This is a genomic window from Pedobacter chinensis, assembly GCF_003339865.1.
Taxonomy (GTDB): domain Bacteria; phylum Bacteroidota; class Bacteroidia; order Sphingobacteriales; family Sphingobacteriaceae; genus Pedobacter; species Pedobacter chinensis.
On record NZ_QPKV01000002.1, the window covers coordinates 141,919 to 155,893 of the forward strand.

15 protein-coding genes are annotated in these 13,975 nt (G+C 35.4%); 7 read left to right on the forward strand and 8 right to left on the reverse strand.

The annotated features are described in order from the left end of the window. Positions 1 to 366 (forward strand): DUF5655 domain-containing protein, encoded by a 366-nt coding sequence (locus tag DU508_RS01810; protein ID WP_115401143.1) that lies wholly within the window; start codon positions 1 to 3, stop codon positions 364 to 366. On the opposite strand, the gene DU508_RS01815 is transcribed toward DU508_RS01810, so the two are convergent. The 3 genes from DU508_RS01815 to DU508_RS01825 all read right to left on the reverse strand — a co-directional run bounded on the left by DU508_RS01815 (position 363) and on the right by DU508_RS01825 (position 4,047). Beyond that, on the reverse strand, positions 363 to 1,244 hold the full coding sequence (locus tag DU508_RS01815; protein WP_115401144.1) for a Ppx/GppA phosphatase family protein: 882 nt from the start codon (positions 1,242 to 1,244) through the stop codon (positions 363 to 365). The genes DU508_RS01810 and DU508_RS01815 overlap by 4 nt on opposite strands. Then, positions 1,244 to 3,304 (reverse strand): polyphosphate kinase 1, encoded by a 2,061-nt coding sequence (gene ppk1, locus DU508_RS01820; protein ID WP_115401145.1) that lies wholly within the window; start codon positions 3,302 to 3,304, stop codon positions 1,244 to 1,246. The genes DU508_RS01815 and ppk1 overlap by 1 nt, the downstream gene beginning before the upstream one ends. A 98-nt stretch (positions 3,305 to 3,402) precedes the next feature. Next, entirely contained in the window at positions 3,403 to 4,047 is a 645-nt protein-coding gene (locus DU508_RS01825; protein WP_115401146.1) for a hypothetical protein, read from the reverse strand. Positions 4,048 to 4,123: 76 nt separating this feature from the next. Here DU508_RS01825 and DU508_RS01830 point away from each other — a divergent pair, with 76 nt between their 5' ends. The 4 genes from DU508_RS01830 (at position 4,124) to DU508_RS01845 (ending at position 7,884) form a co-directional block, all read left to right on the forward strand. Continuing rightward, entirely contained in the window at positions 4,124 to 4,615 is a 492-nt protein-coding gene (locus DU508_RS01830; protein WP_115401147.1) for a YajQ family cyclic di-GMP-binding protein, read from the forward strand. 386 nt (positions 4,616 to 5,001) lie between these two features. Next, positions 5,002 to 5,445, forward strand: a complete 444-nt coding sequence (locus DU508_RS01835) for a GNAT family N-acetyltransferase (protein WP_115401148.1) — start codon at positions 5,002 to 5,004, stop codon at positions 5,443 to 5,445. A gap of 64 nt (positions 5,446 to 5,509) precedes the next feature. Beyond that, the gene (locus DU508_RS01840) at positions 5,510 to 6,106 is read left to right on the forward strand and encodes a DUF4142 domain-containing protein (RefSeq protein WP_158542114.1); all 597 of its coding nucleotides are present in this window, start codon (positions 5,510 to 5,512) and stop codon (positions 6,104 to 6,106) included. Between the two features lie 164 nt (positions 6,107 to 6,270). Continuing rightward, on the forward strand, positions 6,271 to 7,884 hold the full coding sequence (locus DU508_RS01845) for a S8 family peptidase (RefSeq protein ID WP_115401150.1): 1,614 nt from the start codon (positions 6,271 to 6,273) through the stop codon (positions 7,882 to 7,884). Between the two features lie 167 nt (positions 7,885 to 8,051). Here DU508_RS01845 and DU508_RS01850 read toward each other — a convergent pair whose 3' ends face one another. Next, positions 8,052 to 9,098, reverse strand: a complete 1,047-nt coding sequence (locus DU508_RS01850; protein ID WP_115401151.1) for an NAD(P)-dependent alcohol dehydrogenase — start codon at positions 9,096 to 9,098, stop codon at positions 8,052 to 8,054. A gap of 173 nt (positions 9,099 to 9,271) precedes the next feature. On the opposite strand from DU508_RS01850, the gene DU508_RS01855 reads away from it, so the two are divergent. Next, positions 9,272 to 9,919, forward strand: a complete 648-nt coding sequence (locus tag DU508_RS01855; RefSeq protein WP_115401152.1) for a YceH family protein — start codon at positions 9,272 to 9,274, stop codon at positions 9,917 to 9,919. A 12-nt stretch (positions 9,920 to 9,931) separates the two neighbouring features. Here the strand turns inward: DU508_RS01855 and fabF are convergent, their stop codons facing one another. The 4 genes from fabF to DU508_RS01875 are packed head-to-tail and all read right to left on the reverse strand — an operon-like array spanning position 9,932 to position 12,862. After that, positions 9,932 to 11,182, reverse strand: coding sequence for a beta-ketoacyl-ACP synthase II (fabF, locus tag DU508_RS01860; RefSeq protein WP_115401153.1), 1,251 nt, complete (start codon positions 11,180 to 11,182; stop codon positions 9,932 to 9,934). A 15-nt stretch (positions 11,183 to 11,197) separates the two neighbouring features. Then, on the reverse strand, positions 11,198 to 11,407 hold the full coding sequence (locus tag DU508_RS01865; RefSeq protein WP_115401784.1) for a DUF2798 domain-containing protein: 210 nt from the start codon (positions 11,405 to 11,407) through the stop codon (positions 11,198 to 11,200). Positions 11,408 to 11,420: 13 nt separating this feature from the next. Further along, on the reverse strand, positions 11,421 to 12,173 hold the full coding sequence (locus DU508_RS01870; protein WP_115401154.1) for an SDR family oxidoreductase: 753 nt from the start codon (positions 12,171 to 12,173) through the stop codon (positions 11,421 to 11,423). 50 nt (positions 12,174 to 12,223) lie between these two features. Then, a complete protein-coding gene (locus DU508_RS01875) occupies positions 12,224 to 12,862 on the reverse strand; it encodes a TetR/AcrR family transcriptional regulator (protein ID WP_233509378.1) in 639 nt (212 codons plus the stop codon). Between the two features lie 126 nt (positions 12,863 to 12,988). On the opposite strand from DU508_RS01875, the gene DU508_RS01880 reads away from it, so the two are divergent. Beyond that, a complete protein-coding gene (locus tag DU508_RS01880; RefSeq protein ID WP_115401156.1) occupies positions 12,989 to 13,900 on the forward strand; it encodes a helix-turn-helix domain-containing protein in 912 nt (303 codons plus the stop codon). Positions 13,901 to 13,975 lie beyond the last annotated feature (75 nt).

A 13,975-nucleotide genomic window follows, 5' to 3' on the forward strand; every position in this document is an offset into this window, starting at 1 on the left:
ATGTCTGGCGATAAACAACTATCAGACTTTTTAAATGGAAAAACGGAATACACCCTGGGGTTATTCCGTTTTTTTATAGATGAACTGAATACTTTTGGACATGTAAGTCTTCATCCAACAAAATCAATGATTGCGATAGCATCCACACGGCGTTTTGCCTACATCACACAATTGGGTAAAAATTTTGTTCATGTGGTTTTTCCTTTTAACAAATCATTTGATGATAATTTGTGCTTTAATAAAATTGCCAATGTTCCTGGTACAAATCAATTCAATCATCATTTAAGAATTTACTTAAAAGAAGACTTGAACGAAGAGGTTAAGTATTTTATGAAATTAGCCTTCAATGGAAATGATACTGCTTAAGCTAATTTCTCTTCAATCAATAACTTTATAATACCATCGGCCATGCCTACTTTAGGTACATAAATTTGCTTGATTCCGGCCCATTTCATTAAAGTTAGGTAGATTTCACTGGCGGGAATAATCACATCTGCACGATCTGGATTTAAACCCAAAATATTTATACGCTCTTTTAATGAATAACTGATCAGTTTATTATAAAGAGAATTTAATTTTTGTAAAGACATTGGTGCACCATCCTTTTCATCACTCATCCTGAACAGCTTATTAATATTTCCTCCTGTACCAATTGCTGCTAAATGTTTATTTGCTTTGGTATTATCTTTAACCCATTCTTTCATTTCTTCCCAGGTTTCCTCTTTGTCCTGATTATCCAGCATCCTGATGGTTCCAATATTAAAAGATCTAGATGCTTCAGGTACACCTTTCACAAATACCGATAATTCTGTACTGCCACCACCAACATCAATGTACAGGTAAGTTTTGTTTTCGTCTAAGTCTTCTTCAATATGGTTGGCATAAATAATATTGGCTTCCCGTTGCCCTTCAATAATTTCAAGGGTTAAATCAGTTTCCTGCTTAATCAGTTTTACAATATCCTGGCCATTTCTGGCCTCACGCATCGCTGATGTAGCACACGCTAAATATTCAGAAACATGGTAAACATCCATTAGGTTTTTAAAAGAAACCATTGTTTTTATCAAATCTCCAGCTTTCTTATCCGATATATATTGATCCAGAAAGGCGTCATCTCCCAAACGTAAAGGCACACGGATTAAAGTGTTTTTTTTGTATTTATACTTTCCGTCTTGCCTGCTAATATCTGCAATAAGTAACCTCACTGCGTTCGAACCGACATCTATAGCTGCGTATCTTAACATTATGATTGGTGCTTGGTTTTTAAATAGTTATAAATATCCACTTGCGCTCTGATTTTTTTACTTAATCTGTTTTTATGGTATTTGTTATTATTTAGTGAATTAATTTGTCTGGATTTTGTGTTATCCTGGAGTTGCAAATCAATAATATCCTGAATTTCCTGCTTAACATCCGGGTCTAATACAGGGAACCCTACTTCTACCCGATGTTCAAAGTTTCTGCTCATTAAATCTGCTGATGAAAGGTACATATCGTTTTTGCCATTATTGCTGAAAATATAAACACGGGCGTGTTCCAGAAATTTATCGATAATACTAATTGCAGTGATATTTTCACTGAAGCCTTTAACACCTGGAACCAGACAACAAATTCCTCTTACAATGAGCTGAATTTTAACACCGGCATTACTGGCATCGTAAAGTTTTGAGATGATTCCTTCATCAGCAAGGCTGTTAACTTTCAGCATGATATAAGCCAGCTTACCTGCCCTGGCATTTCTAATTTCCCTGTTAATGAAATTAATCAGTTTTGAACGACTCTCCAGCGGAGAAACAATTAAATGCTTAAAACCTTTTGTTACGGTCCTTTTTCCAAGCGCGTCAAAAAGTTTTACCAAATCGTTGGTGATCTCTTTTTTGGCCGTGAAAATGCTATGATCACAATATAAGCCAGCTGTTTTTTCGTTAAAGTTACCTGTGGCTAAATTTGCATAATAAACCGCTTTATCTTTTTCCATGCGCTTTACGAGGCAAATTTTAGAGTGAACTTTATAATCGGTTAAGCCATAGTTTACTTTAACACCTTCTTCCATTAAACGGGTTGTCCAAAAGATATTGGCTTGCTCATCAAAACGCGCTTTTAGTTCTAATACTACAGAAACCGCCTTACCATTTTTAGCCGCATTAATTAAAGCATTAATTACTTTTGAATTTTCAGCCAGGCGGTAAAGTGTAATTTGAATCTCTGTTACTTTTGGATCAATCGCCGCTTCACGTAAAAATAAAATAATGTAATCGTATGATTGATAAGGGAGATTGACGAGGTAATCTCTATGAGCAATTTTATTAAAAACACTTTGAGTTCTATGCAAATCACGCACTTTTAAAGGTACATTCGGTGTATACTCCAACTCTTTCTTTCCTACATTAGGGAAAGCAATGAAATCGCCAAATTTATGATAGCGATTGCCTGGAATTAAACTCTCGGCTTCTAATTTAAGCTTGTTAACTAAAACAGTTAACATATTTAAAGGCATTGCAGAATCGTAAAGTAAACGCATTGGCTTGCCTTTCTTACGTTTTTCCAAACTATTTTTTAAGTCTTCAATAAACTTATCATTAATGTTTTTATCAATATCCAGTTCAGCATCACGGGTAAGCTGAATGGAATAAGCCTCTAGGTTATCGTAAGTGAAAACATAAAAAATATCATCAAGGCAATAACGGATGATATCTTCAGCAAGAATAATAAATTTCAAATCATTGGTTTCGGGCAGCACCAAAAATCTGGGTAAGCTCGGTGGCATTTCAATTAATGCATATTTCTCTCTTAACCTCGTGTCTTTTTTTGATAGTTTTACAAAAAAATATAGAAATCTATCTTTAAGCTCTGGAAATGGTTTATCCATATCCAGCATAATTGGAACCAGGTTGGATAAAATTTTATCTCTGAAATGATTTTTTACAAACTCGCCCCTGCTTACGTTTAATTGAGTATCATTTAAAATGAAAATTCTGTTTTGTGCAAGTTCATTTATTAGCGTAGCCTGGAACAGTTGGTCAAATTTCCGTTCTTGCTTTACAACAATGTTCTTGATTTCATTAAGAATCTTTTTAGGATTGAAACCTAAAAGCGCTTTCGCCTTATCATTCAAATTGGTAAGCCTTGACATTGTGGCCACGCGCACCCGATAAAACTCTTCTAAATTTGAGGAAAAGATAGATAGAAATTTGATCCGTTCGATAAGTGGTACAGTTTCATCTGCTGCTTCCTGCAATACCCGGTCATTAAAATATAACCAACTTATTTCACGGTTTAAAAACGGTATCTTCTTCTTGCTCATTAAAAAAAATAAAAAATCCCACCTATACAGGAATGCTCAAAACTGCACATTAATTTGTTAAATCAATGTTAATAAATCTAATTGTTAACGTTAACAAATCATTTCTTTACAGGCCCTTTAGGCGCTCTTTTTGCTGTATTTGCTTTAACGGCACTTGTTGGTTTGGTGGTTTTTACAGGTGTAGATTTAGCCTGATCAACTGTTTTGTCTATATCTTTTTTTACAGCTGCCTGGGTTGTTGCCGGTGCAGTCGTCTTTTTATTAACTGCTGTTACTTTAGGTTTTGCTTGGTCTGTTACTTTACTCACAACCTTTTTTGCGGTAGATAATGGCTTTGACAGCACTTTTTCGGCTTTTTCTTCAGAAGCTATTGTTGCTACTTTAACACTTTGAACAACAGGCTTAGCTTTTGAAACTGCTTTTTTAACTACTTTTTCTGCAGATTTTTCAGCCTTACTGACTGCTTTTACTACTGGTTTCCCGGCTTCTTTGGTTTTTGCTTTTGAAGTATTCAATAAATCATCAATTTTATGACCAACATCCGATTTTATGACCGTGAATTTCTTAGTCAGTTTTTTAGCTACACGCTTACTTGCTTTCGCCACTTCGGTACTAATCTCTGATGCATCATGGCCTAAACTTTTAATTACATCTAAAAACTGAGCAGTAATAGATTGCTCTAATTGTTTTTTAGCTTCTTTTTTGGTTGCTTTTTTTTGAGACTTTGCTTTAGTGGTTTTCATATTATTTTTCGTTTTTTTGTGAGATCGATTTAATTGTTCTTAAATCTACTTAATTTTTTAATTTAAAGCTAAAACCATGCCTTCTTTTGATATTGTAAGTAAAGTTGATGCGCAAACACTTGATAATGCGATTAATAATGCCAAAAAGGAAATTCTTAACAGATTTGACTTTAATGGCTCGAAAAGCACCATAGATTTAGATAAAAAAACAAATATTGTAACCATTGTTACCGAAGATGATATGCGTTTAAAGGCTATTGAGGGTTCTATTATATCCAGAATGATGAAACAAAATTTGGACCCGAAAAGTTTGGATTTTGGCAAGGAGACCATTGCATCTGGAAATATGATCCGTAAAGAGATTTCCATTAAGGAAGGGCTGGATAAAGAAGCTGCCAAAAAAGTTGTCGCCAAAATAAAAGCAAGTGGTTTAAAGGTGCAACCTGCAATCATGGATGATCAGGTTCGCGTTACTGCAAAAAAAATAGATGATCTTCAGGCAGTAATTTCCGTTTGCCGTGCTGAAGATTTTGGCCAGCCATTGCAATATATTAATATGCGTAATTAGGGTGGTTGTTTAAATTGGTTAATTGGTCAAATTGGTTAACTGTTTAAATTGATTAACTGTTTAAATTGGTTAATTGTATAAATTGTATAACTGTTCAAATTGGTTAATTGTTCAAATTTGTTAACTGGTTAATTAACTGCACATTGCAACTAAACAGTTTACCAGTAAACAACATTCAAATCATTTAACCATTATTACGATTAAACAGTTAACCGATTTAAACAACTAAACAGTTAACCATTATTACGATTAAACAGTTAACCGATTTAAACAATTAAACAGTTAACCATTATTACGATTAAACAGTTAATCAATTTAAACAACTAAACAGTTAACCATTATTACGATTAAACAGTTAACCAGTTCAACACTTAAACATTATTCAAATGCAGATAAGCGAAAACGGATTTATTTTTTCTGATAAAAAGGAATTGCTCAAGTTAGATTCTATCCACCGTTATTTAAGTTTGGAATCTTATTGGGCTAAAAACATTCCTTTTGAAACCGTTCAACGCTCCATAGAACATTCTTTGTGCTTTGGTATATATAAAGATGATTTGCAAGTAGGCTTTGCTCGCTGGGTAACTGACCGGGCAACTTTTGCATGGCTTTGCGATGTTTACATTGAAGCTCCTTACCGTGGCCAGGGATTATCAAAAAAACTGATGTCATTCATGATTTTCCATCCTGATTTACAAGGATTGCGCCGTTATCAACTGGCCACTTCAGATGCACATGGTTTGTATGAGCAATTTGGTTTTACATCGCTTCAAAATCCAGAAACACATATGGGAATTGTTGTTCCTGATGTATATCAGGATCTTGCCTGAGATTAAATTCAAAAACCTTTTCCTGCCTCTGGTGTTTTCAATACACAACAAAATATTGGAAAAAATGAAAAAGATCTTTTTATTATCTACTGCAATTGCACTACTCATTACTTTTGACGCTTGCCAAATAGCAGATAAAAAATCATCAACAACTAAAGATAGCGTTTCAGGAGATACCACCATGGTTAATGGCAACCACGTTACAGGGGCCGAAAGCACTGAATCAGGTTTGGATGAGGCTGGTGCAACCTTTCTCAGAAAAGCAGCTGTTGGTGGTATTATGGAAGTTGAAGCAGCGAAAATAGCACAGAAGAATGCTAAAAGCCAGGAAGTAAAAGATTTCGCTGCAAAGATGCTGGAAGATCATACTAAAGCCAATGTAGAATTAAAAGAATTGGCAGTAAAGAAAAAGATAATTACTCCTGATGCTTTACCAGCTGAAGATCAGATTCATCTGGATGAAATGAAAAAAACCACAGGTTTAATATTTGATAAGCATTACATGGGCATGATGGTTGCCGATCATGAAAAAACAGTGGCCCTATTTAAAGAAGGAGCACAAAACCGCGATACTCAGCTTAAAACCTGGGCAACCAAAACCCTGGCCGTTATTCAACAACACGATGAAATGGCTAAGAAAATTGCTTTAACTTTAAAATAACCCAATATATAAATATAATTTATCAGAACGATTTAAATCCCAAATTTAATCTATTTGGGATTTTTTATGATTTATAAATGTGTGAAAAGCATTATTTTTAATACATTTTATAAGAAATGGAAAAATTAAAATTAACTTTCGCCGTTTAATACAAAAATAAATAAATGAATAAGAGTAGAATTTTTAGAGCGCTGTTAAGTGCTGCATTCTTAAGTGTAGTTCCTTTTTTAGCAAATGCACAAAAAGCAAACTGGCAAAATCTTGATCTTAAAACGGATTCTATATTCGGAATTAGTACAGAAAAAGCATACAAAGAACTTTTAAAAGGTAAGAAATCTACCAAAGTAATTGTTGCGGTTAATGATGGCGGTGTTGAGGCAACACATGAAGATCTTAAACGGATCATGTGGGTAAATACAAAAGAAATTGCGGGAAACGGAAAGGATGATGATAAAAATGGATATGCAGATGATATTCATGGTTGGAATTTCATTGGTGGGCCAAAAGAGTCCATCAACTATGAAACTTTGGAGTTAACCCGTTTAGTTCGTAAAAATCAGGCTCGTTTTACAAACACTACTGATGCAAATGTTGCCGAAAAAGACAAGAAAGATTGGGAAGAATTTAAAGCTCAACGAGCAGATTTAGAGACACAATTAGCCGAAGCTAAACAAGGACTTGCAGGTATAAGTGGCTTTAAAAATGCATTAGATGGTGTGGTAAAGAAAATTGGTAAAGAAAACCCAACCCTTGAAGACATCAAAAACTTCAAACCATCATCTGAAGTTGAAGGACGCATTCAAAACATTTTGATTAATCAGCTCGCTAATGCTAGTTTTAAAGACTTTTATGAAGATCAAATTGTTGAAGGTTTAGAATACTACACCCGCCAGGCTGAATATAATTTGAATATTGATTATGATCCTCGTGCCATCGTTGGAGATAATCCTGATGATTCTAAAGAAAAATTCTACGGAAATAATGACGTAGCTGGCCCTGATGCAATGCACGGTTCTCATGTTGCTGGTATTATTGCGGCAGACAGAACAAATAATTTAGGCATTATGGGCGTTGCCGATAATGTAGCAATTATGGGTGTTCGTTGTACGCCAAATGGCGATGAACGCGACAAAGACGTAGCAAACGCTATTCGTTATGCGGTAAATAATGGTGCAAAAGTAATTAACATGAGTTTCGGTAAAGCATATAGCTGGGATAAAGCAGTTGTTAACGAAGCGATGAAATACGCAGCATCAAAAGATGTTTTAATTGTTCAGGCAGCAGGTAATGAAAACAAAGATATAGATGTAGAGAACAATTTTCCTAATCACAAAGACTTAGATGAAAAAACCATTGCATCGTGGATTACAGTTGGTGCCTCTGGGCCAAAGAATGATGAGACACTAAAAGCCAGTTTCTCTAACTTTGGCAAAACACAGGTAGATGTTTTTGCACCAGGTGTTCAAATTTACTCTACAGTTCCTGGTTCTAAATACAAAAATTTAAACGGAACGAGTATGGCTTCGCCAGTTGTTGCCGGCTTAGCAGGTTTAATCCGTTCTTATTATCCTAAATTAACTGCAGCACAAGTAAAAGAGATCATTGTGAAGTCAGTAACCAAGGTTAACCACAACGTTTCATATAAAAAAGGAGAAGACGAAAATGCCGAAACAGTTTCAGTTCCTTTTTCTGACTTATGTATCAGCGGTGGTATTGTTAATGCTTATGAAGCGTTAAAATTAGCTGCTGCTTATGGCGGTAAAACTACTGCAAAATAAATTGCAGAATATATCAAAAACAAAAATGGCGAACTAATTTTGGTTCGCCATTTTTGTTTTGTGACTGGTCATTTTTACAACAACAGTCATCATACTAATCCATTTCAAGCTAATTCACTATTAAGATGCAGCATTAAGTATGACGACGTGCTGAGAATTGCAGAACACTAAATCGTATCCATATCAATAACAAAACGATATTTAACATCGCTGTTTAATACTCTTTCATAGGCTTCATTTACGTAATTGATATTGATTACCTCTATCTCCGAAACAATGTCATGAGCGGCGCAGAAATCAAGCATTTCCTGAGTTTCTTCAATACCTCCAATACTAGAAGCAGTAAGTACTCTATTTCCATGCATTAATGCAGAGCCTGGAAACTTTAACGGCTCTGGAGGTAAACCCACGCAAATATGAACACCATTAACATTCAATAATTTGAAATACATTTCATAATCATGTGGAGCAGAAACTGAATCAATGATAAAGTCAAAATGTTTAGCATACTTTACAAGCTGTTCCGGATCTTTAGTAACCACAAAATTGTGCGCTCCTAATTTCTTAGCATCTGCTTCCTTTGATGGTGAGGTACTTAAAACCGTTACTTCTGCACCAAAAGCCACAGCAAACTTAACTGCCATATGACCTAACCCACCTAAACCTAAAATGGCAACTTTGTGCCCTTTTTTAATTCCCCATCTTTTTATTGGCGAATAAGTGGTAATACCTGCACATAGCAAAGGTGCCACGCCAGCTAAAGGTAACTTATCAGAAATATGAACCACAAACTCTTCGGTACAAACAATTTTGTTTGAGTAGCCACCATAAGTCGGTGTAACTTTATCACGTTCTACACTATTGTATGTCCAAACGGTTTCGGCTTTCTCGCAAAATTGCTGTTGACCGCCTTTACAAGTTGGGCATTCTTTACAGCTATCTACCATACAGCCAATGCCGGCTAAATCACCAACTTTAAATTTAGTAACAGCTGCTCCTACCTCAGCAATTCTACCAACAATTTCATGCCCGGGAACCATTGGGTAACGCGCTGGCCCCCATTCACTTCTTACCTGGTGAATATCAGAATGGCAAATTCCACTAAATAAAATTTCAATCAAAACATCTTTTGGTCCAACGTTTCTTCTCTCGAAACTCCATGGAGCTAATTGATCTGTTTGGCTGTGAACAGCATATCCTTTTGCGGTTATCATATTTATTAAATTTAAAGACAAAGCTATCAGATTCGCAATAAACGTTCGTCATGTTGAATTCATTTCACTGTATTGTGACATTCAGGGTCCCATAATCTTTTTATTGAGTCTTTGGAACTTAGATTAATCACAAATAATTTTCGAAATGTGAAGTCAATTTCTATTTTTATAAGATGGAAAATGTAAAACCACTCCCCGATTTATCAGCAGAAGAACAACGCGTTTTAGGTTCGTTAATTGAAAAAAGCAGAACTACCCCTGATTATTACCCAATGACTTTAAATAGTTTAACTGCGGCTTGTAATCAAAAAAGTTCCAGAAATCCGGTAGTAAATTATGATGAAGAAACCGTTACTTTAACTTTAAATTCATTGAAGATAAAAGGCTTGATTTCCACTGCAACTGGTGGTTCGAGCAGGGCAACCAAGTATAAACACAATCTCGGAATTGTTTATCCACTGGTTCCATCAGCGCTTTCCATTATTTGTCTTTTACTTTTACGCGGGCCATTAACTCCTGGTGAAATCAATAGTAATTCAGGAAGGTTATATGAATTTGATCATATTGAAGAAGTTTTAGAACAACTCCAAAAACTTTCGGATGAGGAACCTGCATTTGTAAAGCAACTACCTAAAAAGGCGGGGCAAAAAGAAGCCAGATTTGTTCATTTGTTAGGTGAACAAGCTGAAGAGAACGCAACAGAAAATGAAACCCAGACTGTTCAAATTGCAGATAATTCTGAATGGGAAAATCGCATTACAAAACTTGAGCAAGAAGTAGAAGAATTAAAAGAGTTGGTAAATCTTTTAATGGATAAATAAAGTATAAGGCAATTAAGCCTTATACTTCTTAAAAATTGTACTTGCCGTATGTCCGCCAAAACCAAAAGTATTGTTTAACACATAGTTGATTTCTTTTTTAACCGCTTCATTTAAAACAATATTTAATCCTTCGGGGATATTTTCATCCAGGTTTTTAGTATTTATTGTTGGCGGAATAATACTATCTCTGATGGCCAGAATACTGATTAAACTTTCCACTGCTCCGGCAGCACCTAACAAATGACCTGTAATGGATTTTGTAGCGCCAATAATAACGGGCAAATCGTTAAAAACAGTTTTGATGGCATGCAGTTCACTCAAATCACCTAAACCTGTTGAAGTAGCATGTGCATTAATATAATCGATTTTGTCAGCAGAAATCCCGGCATCTTTTAGTGCTTTTGTCATGCCTAAAAAAGCACCAATTCCATCAGGAGGTGTTCCTGTTAAATGATAGGCATCAGCAGCCATACCACCACCAACAATTTCAGCATAAATATGAGCACCACGATTTAAGGCGTGCTCTAAATCTTCAAGAATCAATGCGCCCGCACCCTCTCCCATCACAAAGCCATCTCTGTCGGCATCAAAAGGTCTTGATGCACTTTGTGGATCATCATTTCTTTTAGATAAAGCCTGAGCGGCATTAAAACCTCCAACCGATGCTTCAGTTATTGCAGCTTCAGATCCACCTGCAATCATTACAGTTGCTTTTCCTAATCTGATGGTATCGAAAGCATTTATAATCGCGGTGTTAGATGATGCACAAGCCGAAACCGTACAGTAATTAGGTCCACGTAATTTATGGCGGATTGAAATTACACCAGCGGCAATATCCACAATCATTTTTGGGATAAAAAACGGACTAAACCTTGGCGTTCCATCACCTGCATGAAACTCTGCAAGTTGCTGCTCGAAGGTAGAAATTCCACCATTTCCCGTTGCCCATATCACACCAACTTCCGCAAGTTGGTCATTATCCATCGCGGTAAAATCCAATCCGGCATCTTTAATTGCCTGGTCACTTGATGCAATTGCATACTGTGTAAATAAATCAAACTTTTTAAGTTCTTTTTTATCCAGAAATTCTTCAGCATTAAAATCTTTTACTTCACTTGCGAATTTGGTTTTGTATTTTTCGGTATTGAACTTGGTAATCAGACCTACACCGCTTTTGCCTGCTAAAATATTTTGCCAAAAGCTTTCTACAGTATTACCAAGAGGTGTTATTGCGCCTAAACCTGTAACTACTACTCGTTTCATTTATTATTTTATTTTCTATGAGAACAGATCATCAACTAAAGCCTGTACTTTTGGTGCAATTATTAATATAGCAGGAATGGCTACTACATAAGAAATGCCCCATGATTTTAGCCAAACTTTCATAAAACTTGCTCCAAAACCCATATTTACACTTATCGCCGCAAAGGTCACGATTCCTGTTGTGAAAATTGCCATAATAAAGGCAAATATTATTTTCTTCTTCATTCCTGCTATTAAATTATTTAGTTGATCTATCCGCATTCATAACACTTAATGCATCAGCTGGCGAATGTCGAAACAACTCGTAAATTTTAGCTGTATCTCCAACTCTGATTTCGAACTCATCCTTTGCTAACGCAGCAACAAGTTCATTGGCAACAACCGATGGTTTGATTCCGTTATGACCACCAATTTCTTTAGAGAATTCGGTATCAACCAATGGTGGCATCAATTCAAAAACCTTAACAGAAGTATTTTCCAGGCTTAATCTTAAAGCGGTTGTGTAAGAATGTAAAGCAGCTTTACTTGCAGCATAACCTGGTAAATTAATGCCAGGTACGTAAGCCACAATTGATGAAACATTTACAATTGCAGACTCAGGCTGTTGTTTTAAAATGGGTAATAATTTTTGATTCATTCTAACAATTGATAAATAATTGGTCAGCATTTCCTCTTCGGCATTGGCAAATGCATCCTGAGTCTCATCATTCAAATTGTAAAGCAAAGCTCTCCCGGCATTATTGATAACCACATTTAAATGCGGAAAATTCTTGCCGATACGCTCAACAAGATTTTCAACCTCATTTGCTTTGCTTACATCAAAAGGAATTGCAGTAACGTTTTTTAGTTCTGCTACAGCAATATCCAAACGGTCTTTATTTCTACCCGTAACAATAACATGGTTATTCAATGCGGTTAGTTTTTTAACAATTTCTAAACCAATACCAGCTGTTCCACCGATAATTAATACTGTGTTTTGTGAAGTTTTCATATTTGTGATTTTTATTTTATACCAATCGGTATATTTTAGTTTAAAATTTTTTAGCCGAGGCTGTTGATATATTTTTTTAATGAATCCATAATTAAATCCCAGTGAGCAAGTTTATTCGTTAAGCGTGAAATCATAATGCCGCCTTCAATCATTGCAATAACTGTTAGCGCGATCTGCTCAGGATTTGAATCTGCTTTGATTTCCTTGTTGGCAATCCCCTCCTCTACCAATTTTATTATTCTTTTTTTCCAGGACAAAACAGCTTTCAAAGCTTTTTCCCGTAATGCCGGATGAGTATCATCAGCATCAGTAGCGGTGTTCAAAATCGGGCAACCGCCTTTAGAAATTGTTCCGACAATGAAATTTTGATAAATACTTACATAAACCAGAAGTTTTCCTTTAGCTGTAGCTTGGGCACTCATTGCAGCCTCTATCCTGGAAACATTATTATTCAAATTATAATCAAATGCTGCTAATGCAACCTCATCTTTATTGGCAAAGTTGCCATAAATACTGCCTTTTGTTAAACCAGTGGCAGCTGTAATGTCATTTAAAGATGTGCCTGCATAGCCCTTCATATTAAAAATCGGTGCGGTTTTCTCTACAATGAAATTTCTGGTTTTCTCTGCCTTGGTCATGTTGTTTTGAATTACGGCACAAATATATACCGATTGGTATATTAAATCCAAATCTATTTATCATGAGAATCTCCTTTTTGAGATGATAAGATCTCTTATATTTTTAAAGGATTTTCAAGCATAATGAAATGATTATGTTTTATAGAGATATTAGTTTGAATTTTGTAACTTTGATTAATGAGCACAACAGAAAGTATAGAAGATTTTTATCAGAAGAAATTTAGTTTCTTGCCCGATAACCTGCAAAATAATGTTGGCCATTTTAATGTTTTTCGCCTTGAAGATTGCCTTAGCGATCATACACTCTCAATGAGCTATAACCGCAGGGATTTTTATAAGATATCACTTATTCGTGGTCATAACGTTTACCATTATGCGGATAAAAGCATCGAAATAAATGGAACAGCATTAATGTTTTTTAATCCGCTTGTTCCTTATACCTGGGAACTTGCAAGTGGCGACATGAAAGATGTAACCGGATTTTTCTGCATTTTTACAGAGGCTTTTTTTAATGAAAAAATCAGGGGAAACATTGGCGATTTACCTACATTTGCTGTAGGTGGAAAGCCTGCTTACATTTTAGATGAGCATCAGGATAAACTGACAGAACGCATTTTTTTGAAAATGTTTGAAGAAATTAACACCGATTATATTTACAAATACGATTTATTACGTAATTACATAACAGAAATTGCACACTTTGCACTTAAAATGCAACCTTCAGAAACGTTATTTAAACATACTGATGCCAATACAAGAATTACATCTGTTTTTACAGAATTGCTGGAACGTCAATTTCCAATAGAAAATCCAGCGCAAAGGTTTACAATGCGCTCGGCTAAAGATTATGCATCCCAACTTTCGGTTCATGTAAATCACTTAAACCGGGCAATTAAAGAAACCACAGGTAAAACAACCACTCATTACATTACCGAACGATTATTGAGTGAAGCTAAAGCCTTGCTAAAACATACGGACTGGAATATCTCAGAAATCGGTTATTGCTTAGGCTTTGAAGAACCGGCTCATTTCAACAACTTTTTCAAGAAACTCACCAATCAAACACCTACCTCCTATCGAATTGTTTGAATTTTGCAATCATCGGTTTGAATGGCGTAATAGCCAATGGTCATTCTCCATGTAATTTTGCCTTAAATAAAAAGG

Excerpts from the sequence above, each read along its gene's own strand:
- DU508_RS01810 (WP_115401143.1), top strand. The coding sequence starts at position 1 with ATGTCTGGCGATAAACAACTATCAGACTTTTTAAATGGAAAAACGGAA.
- DU508_RS01815 (WP_115401144.1), bottom strand. The coding sequence starts at position 1,244 with ATGTTAAGATACGCAGCTATAGATGTCGGTTCGAACGCAGTGAGGTTA.
- ppk1 (WP_115401145.1), bottom strand. The coding sequence starts at position 3,304 with ATGAGCAAGAAGAAGATACCGTTTTTAAACCGTGAAATAAGTTGGTTA.
- DU508_RS01825 (WP_115401146.1), bottom strand. The coding sequence starts at position 4,047 with ATGAAAACCACTAAAGCAAAGTCTCAAAAAAAAGCAACCAAAAAAGAA.
- DU508_RS01830 (WP_115401147.1), top strand. The coding sequence starts at position 4,124 with ATGCCTTCTTTTGATATTGTAAGTAAAGTTGATGCGCAAACACTTGAT.
- DU508_RS01835 (WP_115401148.1), top strand. The coding sequence starts at position 5,002 with ATGCAGATAAGCGAAAACGGATTTATTTTTTCTGATAAAAAGGAATTG.
- DU508_RS01840 (WP_158542114.1), top strand. The coding sequence starts at position 5,510 with ATGAAAAAGATCTTTTTATTATCTACTGCAATTGCACTACTCATTACT.
- DU508_RS01845 (WP_115401150.1), top strand. The coding sequence starts at position 6,271 with ATGAATAAGAGTAGAATTTTTAGAGCGCTGTTAAGTGCTGCATTCTTA.
- DU508_RS01850 (WP_115401151.1), bottom strand. The coding sequence starts at position 9,098 with ATGATAACCGCAAAAGGATATGCTGTTCACAGCCAAACAGATCAATTA.
- DU508_RS01855 (WP_115401152.1), top strand. The coding sequence starts at position 9,272 with ATGGAAAATGTAAAACCACTCCCCGATTTATCAGCAGAAGAACAACGC.
- fabF (WP_115401153.1), bottom strand. The coding sequence starts at position 11,182 with ATGAAACGAGTAGTAGTTACAGGTTTAGGCGCAATAACACCTCTTGGT.
- DU508_RS01865 (WP_115401784.1), bottom strand. The coding sequence starts at position 11,407 with ATGAAGAAGAAAATAATATTTGCCTTTATTATGGCAATTTTCACAACA.
- DU508_RS01870 (WP_115401154.1), bottom strand. The coding sequence starts at position 12,173 with ATGAAAACTTCACAAAACACAGTATTAATTATCGGTGGAACAGCTGGT.
- DU508_RS01880 (WP_115401156.1), top strand. The coding sequence starts at position 12,989 with ATGAGCACAACAGAAAGTATAGAAGATTTTTATCAGAAGAAATTTAGT.